The sequence below is a fragment of the Brachybacterium halotolerans subsp. kimchii genome (genome assembly GCF_020792675.1).
Taxonomy (GTDB): Bacteria; Actinomycetota; Actinomycetes; order Actinomycetales; family Dermabacteraceae; genus Brachybacterium; species Brachybacterium halotolerans.
Window position 1 is genome coordinate 1,496,341 of sequence record NZ_CP086254.1, and the last position, 23,120, is coordinate 1,519,460.

Consider the following 23,120-nt stretch of genomic DNA (forward strand, 5'->3'; position numbering starts at 1 on the left):
CAAACGAAGGGTCGCTGTGGACTCCCGCCAATGTGAGCTGCATCACTTGCCGGGGAGCGGGCGACACCAGGCACGCGCGGCACCCGCCGCCCGGCACCCGACGCGCGCCGCCCGGCACCCTCGGATCAGACCAGGTCAGCCGGATCGACGAGGAAGCCCTCGAGGTCCACGATGTACCCGCCGACGGTCTCCACGATCAGGCCCGCGAGCAGGCCGATCCTGCGATAGACCTCGGTCCAGCGGGCGGCCGTCGCGTCGTCGGGCACGTCGATCTCGGCATCGAGCTCGTCGAGCATCTCGTGCACGATCTCGTAGTCGACCGCGCCCTCGAGCCAGGGCAGCGCCTCGAGCGCCGTCGGCCGGGAGGTCGGACCCACGCGCAGCAGGATCTCGTCCTGCGGATCGTCGGCCGACGGGGCGAGGAGCACCGCGCCGGCGCCCGCCGTGGCGATCCCGGACGCATCGTCCGCGTCGCCGATCGGGATGCGCAGCATGTACCCGGTGGTGTCGGCCTCGGGCGGAGCGGTGACGAGCTCCGCGCCCGGCTCCACCGACTGCACGAGCGCGAGAAGATCCTGCGCGAGCAGTGCGTTCGGGCTGGTCACGAAGAGGTCCCGCACATGACAGGGATGCGGCTCGAGCCGTGCGTGCGCATCGGTGACCACGGCGCCGTCGAGCCGGCGCGCGAGCGACCAGGCGAGATCGAGGGCCTCGCGCTCGTCGCCGAAGGGCATGCCGTCCGCGAAGGCGTGGCCGTAGCCGTGGGAGTCGGGAAGGTCCTCGGCGGGCTCGCTGTCGCGCACGCGCGGGGTGCGCAGCGTCCAGCGGCTCGGGCGTCGCGCATCCTCGACGAGGACCGCGCCGCCGCCGATGTCGATGCCCCCGTCCTCGAGCCGGGCATCAGGCACGACGTTGCGGATCATCGTCAGGACGGCCTCGGCGGGCGTGCCGTGGGGCAGCTGGAGCCGGTGCGAGGTCATCGCGCGGGTGCCTGCCGCGCCCGCGCCGGGCTCACTCGCCATCGTCGGGCCCCACCGTGCTCACCGGATTCTCCGGGCCGACCGGATTCTCCGGGTCGACCGGGATCAGCGTGCGGTGGAAGTTCATGTGCGAGCGGGAGGCGGTGGGGCCGCGCTGCCCGCTGTAGCGGTTGAGGTTGCCCTCGCTGCCGTAGGGGTTCTGCGAGGCCGACGAGAGCCGGAAGAAGCACAGCTGCCCGATCTTCATGCCCGGCCACAGCGCCACCGGCAGCGTCGCCATGTTCGACAGCTCCAGGGTGATGTGGCCGGTGAAGCCCGGGTCGATGAAGCCCGCGGTCGAATGGGTGAGCAGCCCCAGGCGCCCCAGGGAGCTCTTGCCCTCGAGACGCGCGGCGATGTCGTCCGGGAGCGTGACCTGCTCGTACGTCGAGGCGAGCACGAACTCCCCCGGGTGCAGCACGTAGGGCTCCTCGGGATCGACGGCGACCTCGCGGGTGAGCGCCGGCTGCTCGACCGCCGGGTCGATCATCGGGTACTTGTGGTTGTCGAAGAGCCGGAAGAAGCGGTCGATGCGCACGTCCACGGACGCGGGCTGGACCATCGAGGCGTCGAACGGGTCCAGTCGCACCCGACCGCTGTCGATCTGGTCGCGGATGTCGTTGTCGCTGAGCAGCACGGGGCAACCCTATCGGGAGAGCGTGACGTGCACGGCAGCGTCCGCGGACGGTTTCGCACCGGCGCGGATCGCACGCTATGCTGGACCCCGTTCGACTCACCGACGGGCACGTTCCCGCAGGTCGAGGAGGATGCGCGGGTGTAGTTCAATGGTAGAACTTCAGCTTCCCAAGCTGACAGCGCGGGTTCGATTCCCGTCACCCGCTCCATGTGATGAGAAGGCCCCGGTGAGTGATCACCGGGGCCTTCGTCGTGGCAGCCGTCAGCCGCTCCGGCCGCAGCACCCGCGGCACCCGCCGCAGCACGGGCACCGCACCGGCGAGCGCGCGGCCGCGCGTCAAGACGCCGTCGCGGACTCGCGCCGGTCCTCGTACCTGCGCCGGAAGTCCTGCTCGATGTCCTCGAGCGTGCGGTCCTTGGTCTCCGGAGCCACCCGCCACACCCAGATGAACGCGACCACCTGCAGGGCGACGAAGATGAGCACCGTGGCACCGGCGCCGATCGCCTCGGCGAGCACCGGGAAGGTGAGGCCCACCAGGAACGTGAACATCCACAGCACCCACGTGCACAGGCCCATCCCGGCGCCGCGCACGCGCAGCGGGAAGATCTCCGAGAGGTAGAGCCAGGTGACCGTGCCGATGCAGCACTGCATGAAGCCCACGAAGACCACGATGCAGGCGAGGATCGCGAAGGGGCGCGCAGGGCTGCCCTCGGGAATCAGCTGGAAGGCCAGGGCGAAGCACGTGAGGGAGCAGATCGTGCCGCCGAGCCCGGTCAGGAGCATCCGCTTGCGGCGCGCGGTGCGCAGCAGCACCATCGCCAGTCCCACCGCGCCGACGCCCACAAGACCGGGGATGATGTTCGCGTAGAAGGCGCCATTGCCGCCGAAGCCGGCGCTCTCGAGGACGCTGACCCCGTAGTACTGGATCGCGTTGATGCCCGAGATCTGGTTGATCACCGCCATCCCGAGGCCGATGCCCAGGATCCTGCGCATCCAGGGGCTGACGAGGATGTCGCGCAGCGTCCCCGATGCGGCCTGGTAGTCCTCCCGGGCGAGCTCGCGCACCTCGTTCAGCTCGTCGGAGCTGTAGGCGTCGCCGCGGATGTCCCGCAGCACCTCCTGGACGCGGTCGTAGAGTCCCGCGCGCGCGAGCCACCGGGGCGACTCGGGGACCGCGTGCATGCCGATCCACAGCGCGATCGCCGGGAGCGTCGCGAGCGACAGCATGTAGCGCCAGACGTGACCGGTCTCCGGCATGAGCGTCGCCAGCAGGGCGTTCATCATGAACGCGAGAGCCTGCCCGGTGACGATCATGAACTCGTTCTGCGCGACCACGCGCCCCCGCAGATGGGTCGGCGCCATCTCCGCCAGGAAGACGGGGACGATCGCCGACGCGCCGCCGACCGCGAGGCCGAGGACGAAGCGGAAGAGCGCGAGGACGGCCGCGCTCGGCGCGAGGGAGCAGCCGATGGTCGCGAGCGCGAAGACCACCGCGAGGCCGACGATCGAGGGGCGCCTGCCGAAGCGGTCCGCGATCCGTCCGCCGAACACCGCTCCCCAGGCCGCGCCGAAGGGCAGGATCGAGGCCACGAGCCCCTCGGTGAGACTGGTCAGCTGCAGGTCGCTGCGGATCGACGGCAGGGCGCCGTTGATGACGCCGGTGTCGTAGCCGAAGAGCAGTCCGCCGAACGTCGCGATGGTCGCGATCGTCCGCATGCGACCGGGGAGCGTGCCCGAGGTGAGGTCCCTCCGGGATCCATGACCCGACATGTTTTGTCCTTCCGACAGCGTCGTCGTCCTTCGAGACGGAACGACACTACCCCAGAAGGAATCTTTTGTCAGGACATGCCGTGCGCGCGCTCCTCGAGCTGGACGAGCAGGGCGCCCGCGTAGGCATCCTCGACCTTCCTGGCGCGGATCTCGCGCGATTCCTCGGGCCCGGACAGCGTCACCACGTGCACCAGGTGTCCGGAGGCGGAGCGCTCGCAGCGCAGCTGCGCGAAGTGCTCGCCGAGGGCCTCGCGCAGCTGATCCTCGCGCGGGATCCAGACCGCCTCGTCCTCCTCGATGGAGTCCAGGGCCCACTCGGTGGTGCCGTTGAAGGTGAAGAGGGGCTCGCCGCGTCGGCCGCGAGCGGGCTCGACGACCATCGAGGACAGCATGAAGGTCTGCTCCCGCAGGTCGGGCACGTCGATGGTGAAGCGGTCCCCCTCGGCGGGCTCCCAGGGGAGGCCGAGGTCCCGCAGTCGTCGGGCGATGTCCACGTCGATCACGCGTCGATTCTAGCGGCGCGGAGCGCGCGATGGCCGGTCGATGCGAGGCCCGACGGCCGCCGCTCAGGGCTCCTCCCCGGCCGCGCACCGAACTCTCCCCGGACCCTCCCCGCGAGCTCACGGGCGGCTCACCGTGCACTCACCCGCCGATGGGCCCGGGATCGAGCTGACACGGTGCAAGAATATGTCCATGCCCAAGATCATCGGAGGCTCCCTGGAGGAGCATCGCGAGCGGACGCGCGAGAAGATCTTCTCCGCGCTCGGCGAGCTCATGGAGACCGAGCCCTTCGAGGACATCACGTTCTCCCGCATCGCCACCGTCGCCGGTGTGGGCCGCACCGCGATGTACAACCACTTCCCCGACAAGGACACGCTCCTGGTCGAGTACACGATGCACGAGACCAGCGACTACCTCGACCAGCTGCGCGAGGGCATCGAGGGCGCCTCCACGCCCGTCGAGGCGATCGAGCTCTACGTGCGCACCCAACTGGGCCTGAGCACGTCCTTCCACCTCTCGAGCACGCGCGGGCGCGTGAACCTCGACCCGGACATCGCCCGGAAGATGCGCGAGCACGTCGTGCTCATCGAGAAGGTCCTCCACTCGATCCTGGACGACGGCGTCGCCTCCGGCGATTTCAGCGCCGACCTGGACGTGGACGCGAGCCTGCGCATCATCAACGCGATGCTCATCGGCCGCACCCTGCCCCCGGGGACCGACGAGACCGCGCTCGTGCGCTTCATCCAGAGGGCGCTCGGCGCGAGCGTCTGAGAGCGCGCGGCCCGAGCGCCTGGGTCGGGCTCGGGTCAGGGCACCGCGGTCAGGGCACCCCGGTCAGGGCACCGCGCTCAGCGCTTCTTCTTCGCGCCGCGTCCCTTCTTCTTCCGATGGGACGAGCCCGAGGCCGCCGCCGCGCCCGCTCGCGCGGAGCCGGTGGAAGCGCCGACGCCGTCGGACGCATCGGTCCCGTCCTCCTCGTCGTCATCCGCCCAGTCCATGAGCAGGGGGTTCGTCGAGTCCGCGGTGTCCTCCCCGTCGTCCTCGGCGCGGGCGAAGAGAGGCTTGGAGCTCTCCCCGAAGTCGTCCTCGAGGTCCGTCTGCGGGGCGGTGATCTCGTAGAGCCAGCAGGCGCCGAGCGCGAGCAGCGCCACGAGCGCCACGCCCCAGCGCAGGAACTCGTTGGTGCCGTCGATCATCGCGTTGATCATCGAGGCCACCGAGAGCACGCCGATCAGGGAGCCGACGAGCGCGCCCATCGAGATGAAGGTGCCCAGGGCGTTCCGCAGCCCGCCCATCAGCACCGTGGTGCCGAGCGCGCCAGAATGGCCCCACGAGCCCGGGCCGCCGTAGCGGCCGCTCTCGATGACGCGCACCGAGGAGGTGCCGAGGCCCGCGGCGAGCGTCGAGGCGACGGCCGTCGCGAGGGCCGCGAGCACCAGGGTCCCGACGAAGGCCGGGAGGGCCGACGGTCCCAGGCCGAAGCCCGCGACCACCGGCATCAGCGCGGCGATCGCGACCGGCGCGAGGGCGGCGCGGCGCGAGGTGAGCGGGAGGTCGTCGAAGTCCATGGTGTCGCGGCCGTCGAGGATCGCGGCGCGGGTCTCGACGACGGCGGCGACGCCCAGGCGGCGCAGGCCGTGCAGCAGCGAGGAGGCGATCAGGGCGATCGTCACCACGCCCAGGGCGATCCCGCCGAGCACCGCGACCGAGTCGGGCGTCATCGCGTGCAGGGCGCGGTCCTCCCAGACGCTCTTCGCGCGCGAGGCGCCGGCGACCGCGGTGACGATCGTGGCGAGGAAGGGCAGGGCGGCGAGGGCCGCGACCAGCTGGACGCCGACGGCGGTCTCCGCGCCGCCGGTGCGGCTCGCATCGCGCCACGGCTCGGCCGTGCCGGGACGGTCCGCGAAGGCGCCCGAGGTGTGCAGGGCGGCGCTCGCGGCGATCACCACGAGGCCGCCGAGGCCCGCGAAGGCCACGAGCGAGAGGGCGAGGGCCGGGACGCCCTCGGCGAGCACCACGAGCACCGCCAGCACGAGCGCGCCGAGCCCGAGGACGCCGGCGGCCGCGAGGGCCGCGGTGCCCAGCACCGTCATCGCGCCGAGGGCGCCGCCGGTGCGGCTGCTGCGGGCGGCGCGCAGCGAGGCGGCCTGGTGCGGGTCGAGCACGCGCGCGGCGAGCAGCTGGGCGAGCAGCGTGATCACGGCGCCGAGGGCGAGGCCCAGTGCGGCGAGCGCATTGGGGTGCGTGCCGTAGAGGGTGAGGGTGTCCAGGAAGGTGTTCGCGTAGTGCGACTCGTCGGTCGCGGTGATCCACTGCGACATGTCGGAGATCGCCGAGGTGATCTGGCTCTGCAGGTCGCTGCGGGGAACCGGCGAGTCGGAGCCCGTGAGCGCCTTGTCGGTGAAGCTGCCCATGCCCACGGTGGTGAAGCGCAGGTTCTGGTAGCTCGAGGGCAGCCACAGCGCGACGCCCGCGATCATCCCGCCGACGCCCAGCAGGGCCGGCACGAGCTGCCCGGCGCGCAGGGCCGTGCGCTCGCGGCCCTCGCGGCCGGTGTGCGGGAACAGGGCGACGACGAGGGCGACCGCGACGGCCACCGTGAGGGCGAGGATCGTGATGCCCAGGCCGTGCGTCGCGAAGACGGGCACGGAGACGCGGATGCCCGCCGCCGCGAGGGCCGCCGTGAGCGCGACCAGGGTGGCCGCGCGGGCGGGGCCGCGGCGCAGCAGCTGCGCGAGTCGCAGGTGGGGGCCGCCGGGGTTGGTGTCGTCCTCGGCGTGGATCTCGTTCTCGTCGGAGCCGACGAGCATGGTCGCGGCATGCCCCGTGCCATGGGCGAGGGAGGCGATCGCGTGCAGGGCGAGCGCGTAGACGGCGGCGCCCGCGGCGTAGGCGATGATCGGCGAGGCGGCGTCCTCGCGCATGAAGTACACGGACAGCGCGACGGGCAGTGCGCCGATGCCCAGGGCCGTCGCGACGAACAGGCCGCCGAAGCGGGAGATCGCGCGCGGGCGGTCGCTCGGGGCGATCCCGAAGGCGCTCATCATCATCCCGCTCCCCCGCCAGGCGGCGAGCGCTCCGGCCATCAGGCCGATGAGGAAGAAGCCGATGCGCAGGATGCGCACGTCGGTCGAGCCGGGGACGAGCAGCAGGAGGAGACCCGCGGGCACGCCCACCCAGCCGGCGACGACTGTCGCCGTGGTGACGAGCGAGCCCAGTCGGCGGCCCAGGTCGCGGTCGACCGCGGGGTCGCCGGTGTCCGAGTCCTCCTCGGTGAGGAGGTCGGGGTCGTCCTCGTCGGCCGGGGCGATGCCCTCCTCCGCCTCGCGCGCCTCGAGGTCCTCGGCGCTCTGGGTGTCCCCAGCGGAGCTCACGGTGGCTCCTGCGTCGCTCCCAGCGGCGGACGCGCGGGCCGCCCCCTTCCGGCTCGCGCGGGACTCCGCGCGGCGCCGGGCCACGGCCGCGCCGTGATGGGCGAGGCGCGGGGGGATGATCGCGCCGAGCACGATCGCGGCGACGGCGAGCACGCCGAGCACCAGGAGCAGGACGGCGTTGTCCTCTCCGAGAGCGAAGTCGGTGATGAACTCCACGGGGTCTCCTGCCTGGTGGGACGGGCCGAGAGGACGGGCCCGTCGGATCGTTCCTGACGGATCGTGCCTGGGGAGGCTGGGGAGGGGCTGGGCCGGACCGGGTCAGTCCATCAGCCCAGCAGCGAGAGGTCCAGGACGTCCGGGGCGCCGTCGACGACGCGGATCGGGACGCCCCAGTCCTGCTGGTGCATGTGGCAGGCCGGGAACTCGACCGAGGGATCCGCGTCGCACGAGGCGGCGCGCGCGTTCACGTGCAGCACGCCGTCCGAGTACGCCGGGTCCAGCACCACCGTGCGCTCGAGAGCGGTCGAGGTGCCCGATCCGGAGGTGAGCATCGAGGTGGGCGTCGTCGAGATCGACACCTGGGTCGAGGGGCCCAGCGAGTCGTCGAGCTTGTGCCCGGGCGGCGGGGTGAACAGCACGCGCACCGTGAGGGAGCCGGGGCCCACCTCGGTGACCGGGCGGGAGGTGCGCTGCGCGCCCTCGTCGAGCACGCGCTCGGCGGCGCGGGCCACGGGCACCCAGGTGAGGCGGTGGGCGCCGGACTCGACGACGATGAGCTGGCCGATGCCGTCGATAGGCGCGCCGATCACCGCGCCCGAGGGCTCGGCGAGATCGGTCGCGACGGTCACCACGGTGCCCTTGCCGTCGTCGCCCGTGAGGTCGATGAGGCGGATGGCGCCGTTATAGGTGTCGCAGACGGCGAGGCGGCCGTCGGGCAGCGAGGTCACGCCCAGCGGATGCTGCAGGCGGGCGTGGTCGGCGGAGCCGTCGACGTGCCCGAAGTCGAACAGGCCCTTGCCCACGACGGTGCGCACGGTGAGGGTCTGCGGGTCCAGCAGGCGGATCGCGGAGGACTCGGAGTCGGCGATCGCGAGGGTGCCGTCGTCCATCTCGTCGATCCCGGAGGGCTGCGCCCACCAGGAGGAGACGAGGGCGCCGTCGACGAGGCCCTCCTGGGTGGTGCCCGCGAGCACGGCGAGCGAGCCGGTGCGCGGGTCGAACGTCCAGATCTGGTGGATGCCGGCCATCGTGATCACGGCGCGATCCAGGGCGTGGGACCAGGTGAGGTCCCACGGCGTCGACAGCGCGAAGTCGAGCGGATCGCCCTCGCCCGTGGGCAGGGGCTGGCCCTGCATCCACTGCGCGCCGTCGCCCGCGACGGTGCCCACGATGCTCGTGGTCCGCGAGCGCAGCAGGCGGCTGCGACCGAGCTCCACGGAGCGCAGGAGATGGTTGGCGCTGTCGGCGACCAGGACCTCGTAGCCGGCCTCGTCGGCGACCTCCGGCGGGAGGACGAGCACGCCGTTGGGCTCGGCGAACAGGACGTCGGGCGCGTCGCCGTCGGCACGGCCCCGTCGGCCCTCCCCGATGATCTCGGAGACCGTCGAGCCGTCGGGCTCGAAGACCACGAGGCGGTGCTGGCCGGCGTCGGAGACGATGAGCCGGCCGTCGTCGAGGGTCGCGACCTTCGAGGGGTAGCGCAGGGTCTGGGGCACGCGGTCGGCGATCACCGTCGGCGCGGGGCCGCGGCGCAGGGAGCCGTCGGCCTCCCCCTCGGCGACGAGCTGCGCGGCGAGCGCGTCGATGGTGTCCGCATGGCCCTCGCCCGAGAGGTTCGCGGCGATGCGGCCGTGGGTGTCCAGCACGATGAGGGTGGGCCAGGCGCGCGCCCCGTACTCGCTCCAGGTGCTGAGCTCGGGATCGTCGAGCACCGGGTGGGTGATCTCGTAGCGCTCGATGTTCGCGGCGAGGGCGTCGGCGTCCTTCTCGAACTCGAACTTCGGGGAGTGCACGCCGACGACGACGAGCTCGTCGGCCCACTTCTCCTCGATCGGACGCAGCTCGTCGAGGACGTGCAGGCAGTTCACGCAGCAGAAGGCCCAGAAGTCCAGGACGACGACCTTGCCGCGCAGGTCCTCGAGGTCCAGCTCGACGCCGCCGGTGTTCAGCCAGCCGCGGCCGCGCAGGGCGCTCCCGTGCACGCGGACGTCGCGTGCCGCGCCGTCGGCGGGGCCGGACGAGGGGCCGCCCGCGGGCGCAGCGGGGGCAGATCCGTCGCTGCTGGCAGGTCCGTCGGTCGCTTCGCCTGATGAAGTCATGGGGTCAAGTCAACACCGAGCCGCGGCGCGCGTGCCAGTCAAGCCCGCCATGCCGACGGGTCGGTCACACCCCGAGCGCGCCGACCTGGGCGTACGTCGGAGTGTGACGACGGGGTCGACGGGGTCGACGGGGCCGTCGGGCCGACGGGCCGAGGGCGCCGACAGGCCGGCTCACCAGCTCTCGATCCAGCTCAGCAGGCCGGGGTCGGCGAGGGTGCGCAGGGAGAGGTCGGCGGACGGGGCCTCGCCGTCCTGCGGGATCGTGATCAGGCGCAGCCCCGCCGAGCGCGCGGCCTGCGCTCCCGTGTGGGAGTCCTCGAAGGCGAGGGCCTGGGCGGGCTGGGCGCCGAGGGCGCGCGCGCCCGCCTCGTACATGTCCGGGAACGGCTTGCCGCGCTCCACGGTGTCGGCCGACTCGAGCACCCGGAAGTAGTCGCGCAGACCGGCGCGGCCCAGCTTGTCCTCGAGCATCTCGTGCCAGGAGTTCGAGGCGCAGGCGATCGGGACCCGCGAGCTCGTCGCGGCGAGGACCTCGTGCACGCCCGGGAGGACGTCGAGGTCGCCCGCGACGTCGCTGCGGAAGCGCTCGCGGGTCGCGTGGAGGACCTCCTCGTAGGGGGCGTCCGCGAGGTCGGCGATCACCCGGGAGGCGTCCTCGACGGTGAGCCCGAGCGGCAGGGCGCCCTCGGCGGCAGCCGGGTCCACGCCGTAGCGGGCGAGGATCGCGGGCTGCGTGCGGTGGCTCCACGCGGTCTCCGTGTCCAGGAGCATCCCGTCGCAGTCGAAGACGACGGCGCGCGGCGTCCAGTCGCCGAACGCCTCACGGAAGCGGTCGCCGGACGTGCCGGCGGCGCCCGCGTCAGGGACCGGCGACGCGGGCGACGGCGCACCGGAGGACGGCGCTGCGGGCGCGGGGGCGGGACCGGGCGTCGGGGCGGGGGTGTTCATCGGGCTCTCTCCCAGGTGCGGATCCAGGCGTGCAGGTCGGTGTCCTCGAGGCTCGCCAGGGTGCGGTCGGCGACGGGCCGCTGCCCGGGGATCGAGGGGACGGCGATGAGGGGCAGACCGGCCGCGCGGGCGGCCGTCGCACCGGTCTCGGAGTCCTCGAAGGCGAGGGTGTCGGCGACGTCGGCGCCCAGCCGCCGTGCGGCCTCGACGTAGATGTCGGGGGCGGGCTTGCCCTCGGCGACGTCGTCGACGCTCACGGAGGTGAGGACGACGTCCCCGATGCCGAGGCCCTCGAGGGCGTCGTCCAGGAGATCGCGCGGGGAGTTCGAGGCGATCGCGACCGGGACGCGGGCGGCGACCGCGCGCACGGTCTCGACGGCGCCGGGCAGGATCCCCACGGCATCCGTGAGGGCCTCCTTGTGCAGGGCCATGAGCTCGTCGGCCGCGGCATAGGGGTCCTGGCCGGTCTCGGCGGAGAGCCTGCGCACCACGGTCTCGACGCTGCGCCCGGTGAGCGACCTGCGCGTCTCCTCGTCGATCGTCGCCCCGTGGCCCGCGAGGTAGCGGGCCTGCGTCGCGAGCCACTCGGACTCGGTGTCCACGAGGAGCCCGTCGCAGTCGAAGACGACGGCGCGCGGGATCCACCGCGGCGGCCAGGTCGCCAGCGGGCCGGGGTCAGGAGCGGAGGGAGTGGAACTCACCCGTCAAGGCTCTCACGTCCCCGACCGCGCGGACGATGTGAACCCGGCGACCGCGAGGCGTGCGAGCAGGTCGTGACCAGGGCGGGAGCCGGATGTTCACGCGATGTTCCGGACTCCGTTCACCTGGCCGTCAGCAGCGGGCGGGGCGGGCCGGACGGAGCCCAGCCCGAACCGGCCCGCCTGATCCAGCCCACCCGACCCGGCCTGCCCGAGCCCGTCCGCGCCTCAGAGCCCGGCGACCGCCGCGAAGCCCTTGTCGAGGTCGGCGAGGATGTCGTCGATGTGCTCGAGGCCCACCGAGAGCCGCACGAAGCCGGGCTCGACGCCCGCGGCGCGCTGTTCCTCCTCCGTGAGCTGCGAGTGCGTGGTCGAGGCAGGGTGGATGACGAGACTGCGCACGTCGCCGATGTTCGCCACGTGCGAGTGCAGCTCGAGGGCGTCGACGAAGGCCACGCCCGCCTCGCGCCCGCCCTCGAGCACGAAGCCCAGCACCGAGCCCGCGCCCTTCGGGAGGTACTTCTGCGCGCGCTCGTGGTACGGCGAGTCGGGAAGGCCCGCGTAGGCGACCGAGGAGACCCCGGGCCTGGTGGTGAGGTTGTCCGCGACCTTCTGGGCGTTCTCGACGTGCCGCTCGATGCGCAGGGGCAGGGTCTCGACGCCCTGCGCGATGAGGAAGGCGCTGTGCGGCGAGACCGCCGGTCCGAGATCGCGCAGCAGCGCCACGCGCGCACGGATGGCGTACGGAGGCAGGTCGGGCGCGATCGAGCTGTACACGAGGCCGTGGTAGGCCGGGTCGGGCTCGTTGAACAGGGGGAACCTCTCGGGATCGGCCGAGAAGTCGAAGCTGCCGCCGTCCACGATCACGCCGGCGATCGCGGTGCCGTGGCCGCCCAGGAACTTGGTCGCGGAGTGCACGACCACGTCGGCCCCGTGCGCGAGCGGGCGCAGCAGGTAGGGGGTCGCGATCGTGTTGTCGACGATCAGGGGGACGCCGGCCTCGTGCGCGATCGCGGAGACGTTCTCGATGTCCAGGATGTCCTGGCGGGGGTTCGGGATGGACTCGGCGAAGAAGGCCTTGGTGTTCGGGCGGACCGCGGCGCGCCAGGAGTCGAGGTCGTCGGGGTCCTCGACGAAGACCGTCTCGATGCCGAGCTTGCTCAGGGTGTGCTTGAGCAGCGAGTAGGCGCCGCCGTAGAGGCTCGGGGAGGCGACGATGCTGTCCCCCGCCTGCGCCACGTTGAGGATCGACAGCGTGATCGCGCTCTGGCCGGAGGCGACGAGGAGTCCGGCGACGCCGCCTTCGAGCGCGGCGATGCGGTTCTCGACCGCCTCCTGGGTGGGGTTCGTCAGGCGGGTGTAGATGGGGCCGAGCTCGGCCAGGCCGAAGCGGTCGGCGGCCGCCTGCGCGCTCGGGAACACGAAGCTCGTGGTCTGGTAGATCGGCAGCGCGCGGGCGCCGGTGTCGGAGTCCGGCGTCTGGCCGGCGTGGATCGCGAGGGTCTCGAAGTGCGGGGCGGGGGCGGTGTCGTTGTCGGGCATGGGGACACCGTCGGCGAGCACCGCGCGCCAGCGCAAGGATCGCGCGCGAACGTGAACGGGTGTGACGCAGAGGGATGGCCGACCATGCCCCGATGGACGTGGTCAGGTTCGGGATCGAGGGGTGACTCCCGGCCCGTCGAGCTCGAGCACCCGGCCCGTCCACCGCCGGCGGAGCCAGCGGTCGTGGGACGCGATGATCACGGTCCCCTCCCACTGCCCGATCGCGCGCTCGAGCCGGGTGGCGAGGTCGAGGCTCAGATGGTTGGTGGGCTCGTCCAGCAGGAGCAGCGACGGCGGGGAGGTGAGCAGCGCGGCGAGCGCCGCCCGGCGCTGCTGGCCGCGGGAGAGCTCGCCGAGCGGACGGTCCAGGTCGCGCGGATGCACGAGGCCCATGAGGTCCGGCACGCCCTCGTCCTCCGGGGTCCCTCCGAGCATCCGCCGCACGCTCGAGCGCTCGTCGATCTCCTCGTCCTGGGCGAGCAGCGCGCGATCTCGCGTCACCGAGACCGTTCCCCGATCGGGATCGAGCAGCCCTGCGAGCAGGGACAGCAGCGTCGACTTCCCCGAGCCGTTGGGCCCGGTGATCAGCAGCTTCTCCCCCGCCGAGACGCTCAGGGACGTCGGCGCGAGCCGGCGGGCGAGGCCCGCGTCCGCGACGGAGACGAGGACCTCCCCGGCGCTGCGGCGCCTGTCGCCGCGGGGCATGCCGGTGAAGTGGAGCTCGGCCGGGGGCTTGCGGATCTGGGACTCCTCGAGCTCGGCGAGGCGTCGCTCGGCGTCGCGCACGCGCCGGGAGACGACGCTCGCGTGGCGGTCCGCGTAGAACTTCTTGGCCGCCTTCGCCTCGGTGCGCGGTGCGCGGCCCTCGTGGCCCACGCTGTGGCCGGCCTTCACGCTCTCCCGCAGGCGGTCCAGCTCCTCCTGCTCGTCGCGGAACCGCCTCTCCCAGCGCTCGCGCGCGTCCAGCCGCGCATGCAGGTAGTCGGTGAAGGTGCCGGTGTACGCCGTGAGGCCGCCGACCTCCTCCCCCAGCGGCGTGGGCGACGGGTCGAGGTCGAGCTGGGCATGCGTGGCCTCGTCGAGGAAGGCGCGGTCGTGGCTCGCCACCAGCACGGGACCGGGGTGCTCGGCGAGCAGACCCGCGAGGAAGCGCGCGCCCGCGTCGTCGAGATGGTTGGTCGGCTCGTCGAGCAGCAGGGTCGTCGGCCGGGTGATCAGCAGGTGCGCGAGGGCAAGACGTCCGCGCTGCCCGCCGGAGATCTCCGCGAGCAGACGGTTCGACGGGACGTCGGCCAGCCCCAGGCCGGAGAGGACCTCGGCGGCACGGGTCTCGGCGTTCCAGACGTCGGCCAGGGTCGCGCGGGCCAGCAGCGCGTCGTAGCGGGCGGCGGCGCGCGGCGAGTCGTCGACCGCGAGCTCCGCCCCCGCCTCCGTGAGGGACTCCTCGAGCCGACGCGCATGGATGAGCGCCTCCTCGACGACCTGGGCCAGCGTGGTCGTCGCGGGGTCGTGCGGGAGCTCCTGACGCAGGAGGCCGACGGGGCCGGGCGCCTGCACCTCGCCGGACTCGGGCTCCTCGACCCCCGCGAGGATCCGCAGCAGCGTCGACTTGCCCGAGCCGTTCTCCCCGAGCAGTCCCGTGGGCGTGCCGGCCGGGACGGTGAGGGACACGTCGGTGAGCACGCGGCGGGCGCCGAAGCGGTGGGAGATCCCGTCGGCCCGCAGATGGAGCCCGGACTCGGCGCGGGAGACGGGGCCGGAGGCGGCGCTGGAGGCCGATGCGCTCGAGGGCTCCGCACCGGGGGTGCTGCTCGAGGGTGCGGCGGTGCGCGGGGTGGATGAGGTCATGGATCGGCTCCGGGGTGTCGTCGGGACGCGGACGGGGATGCCGATCAGATGCTCATGGTCCTCACGCTAGCCCGTGCCGGGGCCGTGCCGACAGGGATTTTCGGCCGGCGACGGGCCGACACCGCGCCGTCGACGCCCCGGCGCGCACCCGGCGCGGACCCTGTGGGGCATGGTTCGTGCAGGTCATCGTCGGTGCCGCGTCCGGGACACGAAGGGTTCGCGGAGCGGGGGTACTGCCAGGGACTGTCACCGCCGAGCACCCGGGCGGAGCATGATTCCCACGACCGTCCGCGGCAGCCGCCCGGGCGCCGGCCACCAGCACGAGGAGGATCAGATGCACACGAGGACACTGGGACAGGGACTCGAGGTCTCCGCGATCGGACTGGGCGCGATGGGGATGTCGCAGTCCTACGGCCCCAACCCCGGCAGCCGTGAGGACATGATCGGGGTGCTGCGGTTCGCCGTCGAGCACGGTGTCACCTTCATCGACACCGCCGAGGTCTACGGGCCCTACGACAACGAGCGCCTGGTGGGCGAGGCCATCGCCCCGATCCGCGACCAGGTCGTGGTCGCCACCAAGTTCGGCTGGAACATCGTCGACGGGACGATGCAGGGCACCGATTCGCGCCCGCAGCAGATCCGGAAGGTCGCCGAGGAGTCCCTGGAGCGGCTCGGCATCGAGCAGATCGACCTGTTCTACCAGCACCGCGTCGACCCCGACGTCCCGATCGAGGAGGTCGCGGGGACCGTCGGCGAGCTGATCGCCGAGGGGAAGGTCGCCCACTTCGGGCTCTCCGAGGCCGGCGCGGAGACGATCCGCCGCGCCCATGCGGTCCAGCCCGTGACCGCCGTGCAGAGCGAGTACTCGCTGTGGACCCGCGATCCCGAGCCGGAGGTGCTGCCGGCCTGCCACGAGCTCGGCATCGGCTTCGTGCCGTTCAGCCCGCTCGGCAAGGGCTTCTTCACCGGCACCGTCACCCCGGACCAGGACTTCGGCAACGGCGAGATCCGCGCCCGCGTCCCGCGCTTCGAGGCCGAGAACCTGCGCCGCAACCAGGCGCTCCTCGATGCGGTGGGCGCGCTCGCGGAGGAGCGCGAGGCCTCCCCCGCGCAGATCGCGCTGGCCTGGCTGCTGGCGCAGTCCCCGTCGATTGTCCCGATCCCGGGCACCCGCCGTCGCGAGCGTCTCGTCGAGAACGCGGGCTCGACGCAGGTGCGTCTCTCGGCCGACGACGTCGCCACGCTCGACGCCCTGGCCGCCCAGGTGGGCGTCGCCGGCGACCGCTACGACGAGAACGGGATGCGCATGGTCGGGCTGTGAGGGCGGCGGGCGACGGGCGGCTGTCGGACGGCAGTCGGCTGTCGGCTGTCGGCTGTCGGCTGTCGGCTGTCGGACGGCAGTCGGCTGCGCGGCCGAGCAGCCGGCGGACCGGCTCGCCGGATCGGGACCTCCGACCCTGGTGGGCCGGGTCGGCGAGCGTGAGGATGGAGCCATGAGCGCATCGCACGCCCCGCACCCCCGTCCGTCGTCCGCTCCCGACCGCGTGAGCACCGCCGCGCCGCCCACCGGCGGGCGCCTCGCCGTCGTCGGCGCCGGAGCCGTGGGCTCGTCGGTCGCCTACGCCGCGATGCTGCGCGGCAGCGCCCGCAGCATCGCGCTGTACGACATCCGCGCCGAGAAGGTGCGCGCCGAGGTGCTCGACCTCGCGCACGGCTCCCCTCTCGCGGGCGGCGCGGAGATCACGGGCGGCGACGACGTCGCGTGCGTCGCCGGGGCCGACGTCGTCGTCATCACGGCGGGCGCCGCGCAGGCTCCGGGGCAGACCCGTCTGGACCTCGCCGGCACCAACGTGAAGATCCTCGAGAGCCTCATGCCGCAGCTGCTCGCGCAGGCCCCTGATGCCGTGTTCATCCTGGTGACGAATCCCTGCGACGTGCTGACCGTCGCGGCCGACGCACTCGCGGCCCTCCCCCGCGGACGCGTCTTCGCCTCGGGAACCGTCCTGGACACCTCGCGTCTGCGATGGCGGCTCGCGGAACGGCTGGGCATCGCCCCGCGCAGCATCCACGCCACGATCATCGGCGAGCACGGCGACAGCGAGTTCCCCCTGTGGTCCTCGGCGCACATCGGCCAGGTGCCGCTGCAGGACTGGACCGACGGGGCGGGCGCGGCGGACGCAGCGGGCGCGGCGGAAGCAGCGGGCGCGGCGGGCGCGGCGGACTCCCCCGCCCTCTCCCGCGAGGAGCTCGACCGCCTCGGCCACGAGGTCGCGGGCGCCGCCTACGAGGTCATCCAGGGCAAGGGGGCGACGAACCTCGCGATCGGCGTCGCCGCCGCCCGCATCGTCGAGGCCGTGCTGCGCGACGAGCGCGCGGTGCTGCCGGTCTCGAGCCCGCTCACCGGCTACCAGGGGATCTCGGGCGTCGCGATGAGCGTGCCCTCGATCGTCGGCCGCGCCGGTGTCGAGCGGACGCTCGAGGTGCCGATGGACGAGGACGAGCGCGCACGGCTGCTCGCCTCGGCCGATGCCCTGCGGGAGGTCCAGCGCAGCCTCGGGCTCTGAGGGGGGGGGGAGGCTGCGGCTCGCGGTCATGTCGCCGACCGGCGTATATGGGACATCTCTGCCATATATGGCAGAGGCGTCCGCTCACGACCGTTCGACGACGTCGGCCACCTCATCAGCGGGTGCCGGCCACCTCATCAGCGGGTGCCGGCGGCAGCGCGGACGCCGGCCGCCCCGCCGTGCTCAGCTCAGTGCACGCGGCGGTCGTCGACGGCGGCGCGGGTGCGGCGCAGGGCCTCGCGGCCCAGATCCGGCACGCGGGTCGCGACGGCCACGAAGATGCAGTCCACGACGGTGAGCTGGGCGATCCTCGAGGCGGTCGCCCCCGAGCGCAGCTCCGACTCGACGGCGGCGGTGAGCAGGACGTCGTCGGCTGCCTTGGCGAGCGGGGAGCCCGCGGCGCCGGTGACGGCGACGACCCGGACGCCCGCCTCGTGGGCGATGCGCGTCGCGTCGAGCAGCTCTGCGGTGCGGCCCGAGTGGGAGAAGGCGATGAGCACGTCGTCCGAGTCGAGCAGGGCGACGGCGGGCAGCCCGTTGTGGGCCTCGGTGTGCACGACGGCGGGCAGGCCGAGCCGGGCGAGCTTCTGCTGCTCGTCCGTGGCCGCGAGCCCCGAGGCGCCGACGCCGAACAGGACGATGCGGCGGGCGGGGGCGACGGCGTCGGCCACCCGGGTGAGCGCCTCGAGGTCGAGCCCGCGCACGGTGTCGTGCACCGCACGGGAGTCCGCCGCGGCGATCTTCCCGGTCATCGTCGCGATGTCGTCCGAGGGATCGATGTCGCCGTCGCTGCTGTGGTCCTCCCCGGCGGTGGCTGCGGCGACTGCCTCCTCGTGGAGGCGGAAGCGCAGGTCACGATAGCCGCGGAAGCCGAGCTGGCGGGCGAACCGCACGACGCTCGCCTCCGAGCAGTCGGCCTCCCGGGCGAGGTCGCCGATGGTCATCGAGGCGACGCCCGCCGGGTCGGAGAGGATGAGGTCGGCGATGCGGGCGAGAGCAGGCTTGAGGTCGCCGCGCAGGCTGCGCAGCCTCAGCAGGAGCGGCGGGGTGCTCATCGCCGGTCCGTGGACGGCATGTCCTGCTGCGTGCTCATGGTGACTCCTTCGTCGTGAGGCTCGCGACCGCGCTGCGGATGCCCGCCGGGTCGCCCCGTCGCCCGGGGTCCTTCCCGAAGCGTACTGCGGCGACCTCCGCATCCGTGACATCCGCGTGCGCGAGGAGCGCCACCAGGGCGACGCGCACGCGTCCGCCCGCTTCCTCCAGCACCTCGGCGGCGTGCTCGGGCGACTCGCCCGTGGCCTGCACGAGCATCCGCACGGTGCGCGCGACGAGCTTCTCGTTCGTCGGCCGCACATCGATCATGAGGTTCTGGAAGGTGGTGCCGAGCCGCACCATGGTCGCGGTCGACAGGGCGTTGAGCACGAGCTTCTGGGCGGTCGCGGCCTTCATGCGGGTCGAGCCGGTGACGGCCTCGGGGCCGACGTCCACGAGCACCGCGACGTCCGCGAGGCGCGCGAGGGGCGCCTGCGGATTGGCCGCGATCAGCCCTGTGGACAGGCCCCTCTCACGGGCCGCGGCGAGGGACCCGCGCACGAACGGCGTGCGTCCGCTCGCGGCCAGGCCGATCACCACGTCCCCCTCGCCGCACTGCTCGGCGACCAGGTCGGCGCCCGCGTCGGCGTCGTCCTCCGCGCCCTCCACGGCGCGGGTCATCGCGGCGATGCCGCCCGCGAGGTGCGCGGTGACCATCTGCTCGGTCGCGCTGTAGGTGGGGAGGAGCTCGACGGCGTCGAGCACGCCCAGGCGCCCGGAGGTGCCCGCACCCACGTAGTGCACGGTGCTGCCGCCCGCGATGGCCTCGACGCACAGGTCGACGAGGCGGGCGATGGGCGCGGAGACCGCCTGCACGGCACCGGCCACGAGGGTGTCCTCCGCGAGGATCGTGTCGACGAGGTCTGGGGCGTCCAAGGTGTCGAGCTCGTGCGTGCGCGGGTTGCGCTCCTCCGTGGGCGAGGCGAGCGCGATGAGGTCCTGCCAGCGCTCGGCGGGCTCCCTGCGGACGGCCGGGTCTGCGTGGGCGGCCGGCGCGGTGGGGGCGTCGAGCTCGGTGGGGGTGTCGGGCTCGGTCTGCTCGGTCAACGGGCACCTCCCGGTGTGCGGTGGTCGGGTCCGAGCAGCCGCAGGCGCCGTGGGGGTCGGCGCGCGGCGGGGGCGTCGGACGGGTCGGACGTGCCGCGCGGGGCGGCGCAGCACGGATCGAGGCCGGTGACGGGCACCGGCGGGGTGAGGGAGCCCAGCACGGCGGCGCTGCGGGCGCCGGTGACGGGCCCTCCGTCGGGGCCGACGGGCAGGGCAGGGATGCCGTGCACCGAGAGCCAGCCGATCACGGCCATGAGCAGGGCCTCCTTGGCGTCCGAGGGAACGCCGAGGTCCTCGCTCGAGCGCAGCGGCACCGGGTCGAGCAGGGCCGCCAGGCGCGCGCGCAGCACGGGGTTGCGCATGCCGCCGCCGGAGCCGTGCACGACGGGCGCGCCGGACTCGCGCACGAGGTCGGCCACGGTGCGGGCGGTGAGCTCGGTGAGCGTCGCCAGCAGGTCCGGCAGGTCGAGCCGCGCGGCGCGGGGGCTCATGCGCTCGACGTACTCGGCGTCGAAGTGCTCGCGGCCCGTCGAGCGCGGCAGCGGGAGCGCGAAGAAGGGATCGGCGAGCAGCTCGTCGAGAGCGCGCTGGTCGACCGTGCCGGAGGCGGCGAGGCGGCCGTCCTCGTCGCAGTGCATGCGCCCGGCCGTGGCCCGGCGCACGGCGGAGTCGAGGAGGGCGTTGGCAGGGCCGACGTCGCCGGCGCGGACCGTCGGCGACGCGGCGCCGGACGCGCCATCGGGAGCGGCGGAGCCGGCTGGGGCGGAGTCGGCCGGGGCGGGAGCAGCGGAATCCGCGGATCCGGCGGCCTCGACGAGCGTCACGTTCGCGATCCCGCCGAGGTTGAGCACGGCTCCCCCGTCCTCCCCCAGGAGCATCACGTCGATGACCGGCGCGAAGGGGGCGCCCTGTCCCCCGCGGGCGACGTCCGCGCTGCGCAGGTCGTGCAGGACGCTCGCGTGCGTCGCCTCCGCGATCCGCGCCGCGTCCCCGATCTGCAGGGTGCCCAGCACGCGGCCGTCCGGAGCGGCCCAGTGGTGGAGGGTCTGGCCATGGGAGACGACGAGGTCGGCGCCGCCTGCGCCGGTCGTGCCGCCCGCGGCGCCCGTGCCGCCCGTGCCGCCTTCGCCGACGGCGCGCTCGAGCACCCGCGCGGCGACCTCGCCGAGGTGGGCGCCGATCTGCGCGTGCAGCATGTCCCAGGTGGCGACGTCGCTGCTCACGGGCGGGAGCACGTCCAGGATCGCCTCGCGCAGCGGGCCGGGCCAGGGGTGCTCGTCGACGTCGAGCAGGCGAGCCGTGAGCACGTCGGGGTCCGAGGGGTCGCGCGCGAGGTCGACGAGGGCGGTGTCGACGGCGTCGGCCGAGGTGCCGGACATCATGCCGAGGACGCGCATCGTGACGGGTCCGCTCAGCGTGCCGGGCCCGCGCATCGTCACGGGCTCGCTCATCGCGGCTCCCGCCCGGCGCGCAGCAGCAGGTCGACGGCCGCGCGCATCATCGTCAGCGAGCTGCCCAGGGTGCTCACGCTCTCCCGGTGATCGAGGGCGGCGTCGGGGACGCCGGTGTGGACGAGGATCGCGTCGGGCCGCACGCGCAGCGCCTCGGCGACGCGCTCGGCCTCGGCGGCGTCGGAGCGCGGGAGCCGGGTGACCACGAGGACCTCGGCGGCGCCGGAGAGATCGCCGGGGTACTGGGCCTCGGTGACGTCGATCCCGCGCTCCCGGAAGGCGCCGACCAGGTGCGGGCTGCGGGAGCCGGAGGCGTGGTCGGCGCGGACGCGGGCGTCCGCGACCACCACCGGTCCCCCGCCGAGGGCGGCGTGGCGGGCGGTGACCGCGCGGCGCGCGGCGTCGGCCCCGATCTCCTCGAGCTCGCGCAGGGCATCGGGGATGCTCCGCCTCGGCTCGACGCCGCGGCGAATCCGCAGGGAGCGGATGGCGGCGCGCGTCTGCGCGGCACGTCGGCCGATCTCCTCGCGGTCCAGGCGCCCCGCGTCGAACGCGGCGAGGATCGCGTCGTGCGCCTCGCGGACCATCTGCGCGGCGTCGCGGCGCAGCGAGGTGCCCAGGCACAGCAGATGCGCGCCCGCCTCGAGCGCGCGCACGGCGGCCTCGCCGAAGCCGGGATCGGCGGCGACGGCGGCCATGTCCAGGGCGTCGGTGACGACGAGCCCGTGGAAGCCGTTCCCGGAGACCTCGTCGAGCAGGGTCGTCGACCAGCGCGAGAGCGAGGCGGGCCCCTCGCCGAGGGAGGGCACGAGGATGTGCGCGGTCATCACCGCGTCGAGCCACGGTGCGATCTGGAAGGGGGCGAGGTGCTCGCGGCGCATGTCCCGCGCGTCGAGGTCGATGCGGGGCAGGGCGGTGTGGGAGTCGACGGACGTGGCGCCGTGCCCCGGGAAGTGCTTGCCGGTCACACCCAGTCCGGCGCTGCGCAGGCCGCTGGCCATGGCCCGGCCGTGGCGGGAGACGCGATCGGGGTCGTCGCCGTACGAGCGGGTGCCGATCACGGGGTTCGCCGGGTCGGTCGAGACGTCGAGCACCGGGGAGAGCACGAGGTCCATGTCGCACGCGGCGAGAAGCTCGCCGAGGGCCTCGCCCGCGCGGGCCGTGAGCGCGACCTCGTCGATCTGCCCGAAGGCCCAGGCGCTGGGCAGGGATGACCCGGTCGCCGCCTGGAGGCGGGAGACGTCCCCGCCCTCCTCGTCGATCGCGACGAGCACCTCGTCGCAGCGCTCGTGGATCGAGGCGGCGAGGGCGGCGGCCGTCTCCGGATCCGGCGTGTTGTATCCGAACAGGATGATCGAGCCGAGGCCCGCGTCGAGCGCCTCGCCCGCCCAGTCCGGGAGCGTCGTGCCCTCGAGCGGGGCCATGAGCAGGGTGAGGACGTCGCGGTCCCAGCCGCGCACCCCGCTCATCCCTTCACCGCCCCCTGGGTGAGGCCGCTCGCGAGGTTCCGCTGGACCAGGACGAAGAAGATCACCACGGGCAGCGCGATGATCGTCGAGGCGGCCATCACGGCCCCCCAGTTCGCCGTGTTCTGCGTGAAGAAGCTGCGCAGCCCCACGCCCACGGTGTACTTCGAGCTGTCCTGCATGAAGGTCAGCGCGAAGATGAACTCGTTCCAGGCGGTGATGAAGCTGAACACGCTGGTCGCGACCAGACCAGGGGCGACCAGCGGGAACAGGATCGAGCGGAACATCCGCAGCCAGTTCGCGCCGTCCACGTAGGCGGCCTCCTCGAGCTCCTTCGGGACCGCGGCCACGAAGCCCCGCAGGTTCCAGATCGCGAAGGGCAGCGAGAACGCCAGGTAGACGATGATCAGGCCCAGCATCGAGTTCAGCAGGTGCAGGTTGCGCGCCTGCAGGAACAGGGGGATCACGAGCGCCTCGAGCGGCACCATCTGCACGAGCAGCACGAGGATCAGCACCTGGGTGCGCAGGCGGAAGCGGAAGCGGGCCACCGCCACGGCGGCCAGCAGCGCGATCGCGCCGGAGATCAGCACGGTGCCCAGGGCGACGATGGCCGAGTTCTTCACGTAGTCGAGGAACCCGGCGTCCACGAGCACGAACCGGAAGTTCTTGAGCGTGAACCCGGTGGGCAGCCAGCTCGCGCCGCGCCCCAGCGGATTCGGGTCCACGGCCGTGGAGAGCATCCAGTAGAAGGGGAACAGCGAGAACACGAGCACCAGCACGACGCCGACGGCCTTGCCGACGGCGGCCGAGATGCGCCGCGGACTGCGGCGACGGATCGCCGCGCG

Annotated in this window: 18 protein-coding genes and 1 tRNA gene; 4 read left to right on the forward strand and 15 right to left on the reverse strand. The window is 73.5% G+C overall.

Going from position 1 to position 23,120, the window contains the following annotated elements:
- Window positions 1–125: 125 nt before the first annotated feature.
- A complete protein-coding gene (locus tag Bra3105_RS06985) occupies window positions 126–1,022 on the reverse strand; it encodes a hypothetical protein (RefSeq protein WP_228359182.1) in 897 nt (298 codons plus the stop codon).
- The gene (gene dcd, locus Bra3105_RS06990; protein WP_228359183.1) at window positions 1,012–1,656 is read right to left on the reverse strand and encodes a dCTP deaminase; all 645 of its coding nucleotides are present in this window, start codon (window positions 1,654–1,656) and stop codon (window positions 1,012–1,014) included. The genes Bra3105_RS06985 and dcd overlap by 11 nt, the downstream gene beginning before the upstream one ends.
- 134 nt (window positions 1,657–1,790) lie before the next feature.
- Here dcd and Bra3105_RS06995 point away from each other — a divergent pair.
- Window positions 1,791–1,864, forward strand: a tRNA-Gly gene (locus Bra3105_RS06995).
- A gap of 128 nt (window positions 1,865–1,992) precedes the next feature.
- Here the strand turns inward: Bra3105_RS06995 and Bra3105_RS07000 are convergent.
- Both Bra3105_RS07000 and Bra3105_RS07005 read right to left on the reverse strand, forming a co-directional pair.
- Window positions 1,993–3,426 carry a sugar porter family MFS transporter gene (locus tag Bra3105_RS07000; RefSeq protein ID WP_228359184.1) on the reverse strand — a complete coding sequence of 478 codons (1,434 nt, stop codon included), beginning with the start codon at window positions 3,424–3,426 and terminating at the stop codon, window positions 1,993–1,995.
- Between the two features lie 68 nt (window positions 3,427–3,494).
- Window positions 3,495–3,929, reverse strand: a complete 435-nt coding sequence (locus tag Bra3105_RS07005) for a hypothetical protein (RefSeq protein ID WP_228359185.1) — start codon at window positions 3,927–3,929, stop codon at window positions 3,495–3,497.
- Window positions 3,930–4,119: 190 nt separating this feature from the next.
- On the opposite strand from Bra3105_RS07005, the gene Bra3105_RS07010 reads away from it, so the two are divergent.
- Window positions 4,120–4,698, forward strand: coding sequence for a TetR/AcrR family transcriptional regulator (locus Bra3105_RS07010; protein ID WP_200502810.1), 579 nt, complete (start codon window positions 4,120–4,122; stop codon window positions 4,696–4,698).
- Between the two features lie 77 nt (window positions 4,699–4,775).
- On the opposite strand, the gene Bra3105_RS07015 is transcribed toward Bra3105_RS07010, so the two are convergent.
- The 6 genes from Bra3105_RS07015 to Bra3105_RS07040 all read right to left on the reverse strand — a co-directional run bounded on the left by Bra3105_RS07015 (window position 4,776) and on the right by Bra3105_RS07040 (window position 14,655).
- Window positions 4,776–7,517: a pyrophosphatase gene (locus Bra3105_RS07015; protein WP_228359186.1), complete on the reverse strand. Its 2,742-nt coding sequence runs from the start codon at window positions 7,515–7,517 to the stop codon at window positions 4,776–4,778.
- A 110-nt stretch (window positions 7,518–7,627) separates the two neighbouring features.
- Window positions 7,628–9,619, reverse strand: a complete 1,992-nt coding sequence (locus Bra3105_RS07020; protein WP_228359187.1) for a thioredoxin-like domain-containing protein — start codon at window positions 9,617–9,619, stop codon at window positions 7,628–7,630.
- 171 nt (window positions 9,620–9,790) lie between these two features.
- Window positions 9,791–10,567 (reverse strand): HAD family hydrolase, encoded by a 777-nt coding sequence (locus Bra3105_RS07025; protein WP_228359188.1) that lies wholly within the window; start codon window positions 10,565–10,567, stop codon window positions 9,791–9,793.
- Complete coding sequence (locus tag Bra3105_RS07030) at window positions 10,564–11,268, reverse strand: HAD family hydrolase (RefSeq protein WP_228359189.1); 705 nt, start codon at window positions 11,266–11,268, stop codon at window positions 10,564–10,566. Before Bra3105_RS07030 ends, Bra3105_RS07025 begins: the two co-directional genes overlap by 4 nt.
- A 225-nt stretch (window positions 11,269–11,493) precedes the next feature.
- Window positions 11,494–12,807 carry a bifunctional o-acetylhomoserine/o-acetylserine sulfhydrylase gene (locus Bra3105_RS07035; protein WP_228359190.1) on the reverse strand — a complete coding sequence of 438 codons (1,314 nt, stop codon included), beginning with the start codon at window positions 12,805–12,807 and terminating at the stop codon, window positions 11,494–11,496.
- Window positions 12,808–12,909: 102 nt separating this feature from the next.
- Window positions 12,910–14,655 carry an ABC-F family ATP-binding cassette domain-containing protein gene (locus Bra3105_RS07040; protein WP_228359191.1) on the reverse strand — a complete coding sequence of 582 codons (1,746 nt, stop codon included), beginning with the start codon at window positions 14,653–14,655 and terminating at the stop codon, window positions 12,910–12,912.
- A 334-nt stretch (window positions 14,656–14,989) separates the two neighbouring features.
- On the opposite strand from Bra3105_RS07040, the gene Bra3105_RS07045 reads away from it, so the two are divergent.
- The gene (locus tag Bra3105_RS07045; RefSeq protein WP_228359192.1) at window positions 14,990–15,976 is read left to right on the forward strand and encodes an aldo/keto reductase; all 987 of its coding nucleotides are present in this window, start codon (window positions 14,990–14,992) and stop codon (window positions 15,974–15,976) included.
- 172 nt (window positions 15,977–16,148) lie between these two features.
- Complete coding sequence (locus Bra3105_RS07050) at window positions 16,149–17,219, forward strand: L-lactate dehydrogenase (RefSeq protein WP_228359193.1); 1,071 nt, start codon at window positions 16,149–16,151, stop codon at window positions 17,217–17,219.
- Between the two features lie 188 nt (window positions 17,220–17,407).
- Here the strand turns inward: Bra3105_RS07050 and Bra3105_RS07055 are convergent, their stop codons facing one another.
- From Bra3105_RS07055 to Bra3105_RS07075, 5 genes are read right to left on the reverse strand one after another with little or no spacing between them, the layout of a single operon-like run.
- Window positions 17,408–18,274 (reverse strand): MurR/RpiR family transcriptional regulator, encoded by an 867-nt coding sequence (locus tag Bra3105_RS07055; protein WP_228359194.1) that lies wholly within the window; start codon window positions 18,272–18,274, stop codon window positions 17,408–17,410.
- A gap of 34 nt (window positions 18,275–18,308) precedes the next feature.
- Entirely contained in the window at window positions 18,309–19,358 is a 1,050-nt protein-coding gene (locus tag Bra3105_RS07060) for an N-acetylmuramic acid 6-phosphate etherase (RefSeq protein WP_323188853.1), read from the reverse strand.
- Window positions 19,355–20,809: an anhydro-N-acetylmuramic acid kinase gene (locus Bra3105_RS07065; RefSeq protein WP_228359195.1), complete on the reverse strand. Its 1,455-nt coding sequence runs from the start codon at window positions 20,807–20,809 to the stop codon at window positions 19,355–19,357. Before Bra3105_RS07065 ends, Bra3105_RS07060 begins: the two co-directional genes overlap by 4 nt.
- The gene (locus Bra3105_RS07070) at window positions 20,806–22,278 is read right to left on the reverse strand and encodes a glycoside hydrolase family 3 N-terminal domain-containing protein (RefSeq protein ID WP_228359196.1); all 1,473 of its coding nucleotides are present in this window, start codon (window positions 22,276–22,278) and stop codon (window positions 20,806–20,808) included. The genes Bra3105_RS07065 and Bra3105_RS07070 overlap by 4 nt, the downstream gene beginning before the upstream one ends.
- Window positions 22,275–23,111: a carbohydrate ABC transporter permease gene (locus tag Bra3105_RS07075; protein ID WP_228359611.1), complete on the reverse strand. Its 837-nt coding sequence runs from the start codon at window positions 23,109–23,111 to the stop codon at window positions 22,275–22,277. Before Bra3105_RS07075 ends, Bra3105_RS07070 begins: the two co-directional genes overlap by 4 nt.
- Window positions 23,112–23,120 lie beyond the last annotated feature (9 nt).

Bases quoted from the DNA above. Each gene is read 5' to 3' on its own strand.
- Bra3105_RS06985 (WP_228359182.1), bottom strand. From the start codon at position 1,022: ATGGCGAGTGAGCCCGGCGCGGGCGCGGCAGGCACCCGCGCGATGACC.
- Bra3105_RS07000 (WP_228359184.1), bottom strand. From the start codon at position 3,426: ATGTCGGGTCATGGATCCCGGAGGGACCTCACCTCGGGCACGCTCCCC.
- Bra3105_RS07010 (WP_200502810.1), top strand. From the start codon at position 4,120: ATGCCCAAGATCATCGGAGGCTCCCTGGAGGAGCATCGCGAGCGGACG.
- Bra3105_RS07020 (WP_228359187.1), bottom strand. From the start codon at position 9,619: ATGACTTCATCAGGCGAAGCGACCGACGGACCTGCCAGCAGCGACGGA.
- Bra3105_RS07025 (WP_228359188.1), bottom strand. From the start codon at position 10,567: ATGAACACCCCCGCCCCGACGCCCGGTCCCGCCCCCGCGCCCGCAGCG.
- Bra3105_RS07035 (WP_228359190.1), bottom strand. From the start codon at position 12,807: ATGCCCGACAACGACACCGCCCCCGCCCCGCACTTCGAGACCCTCGCG.
- Bra3105_RS07040 (WP_228359191.1), bottom strand. From the start codon at position 14,655: ATGACCTCATCCACCCCGCGCACCGCCGCACCCTCGAGCAGCACCCCC.
- Bra3105_RS07045 (WP_228359192.1), top strand. From the start codon at position 14,990: ATGCACACGAGGACACTGGGACAGGGACTCGAGGTCTCCGCGATCGGA.
- Bra3105_RS07050 (WP_228359193.1), top strand. From the start codon at position 16,149: ATGAGCGCATCGCACGCCCCGCACCCCCGTCCGTCGTCCGCTCCCGAC.
- Bra3105_RS07055 (WP_228359194.1), bottom strand. From the start codon at position 18,274: ATGAGCACCCCGCCGCTCCTGCTGAGGCTGCGCAGCCTGCGCGGCGAC.
- Bra3105_RS07065 (WP_228359195.1), bottom strand. From the start codon at position 20,809: ATGAGCGAGCCCGTGACGATGCGCGGGCCCGGCACGCTGAGCGGACCC.
- Bra3105_RS07070 (WP_228359196.1), bottom strand. From the start codon at position 22,278: ATGAGCGGGGTGCGCGGCTGGGACCGCGACGTCCTCACCCTGCTCATG.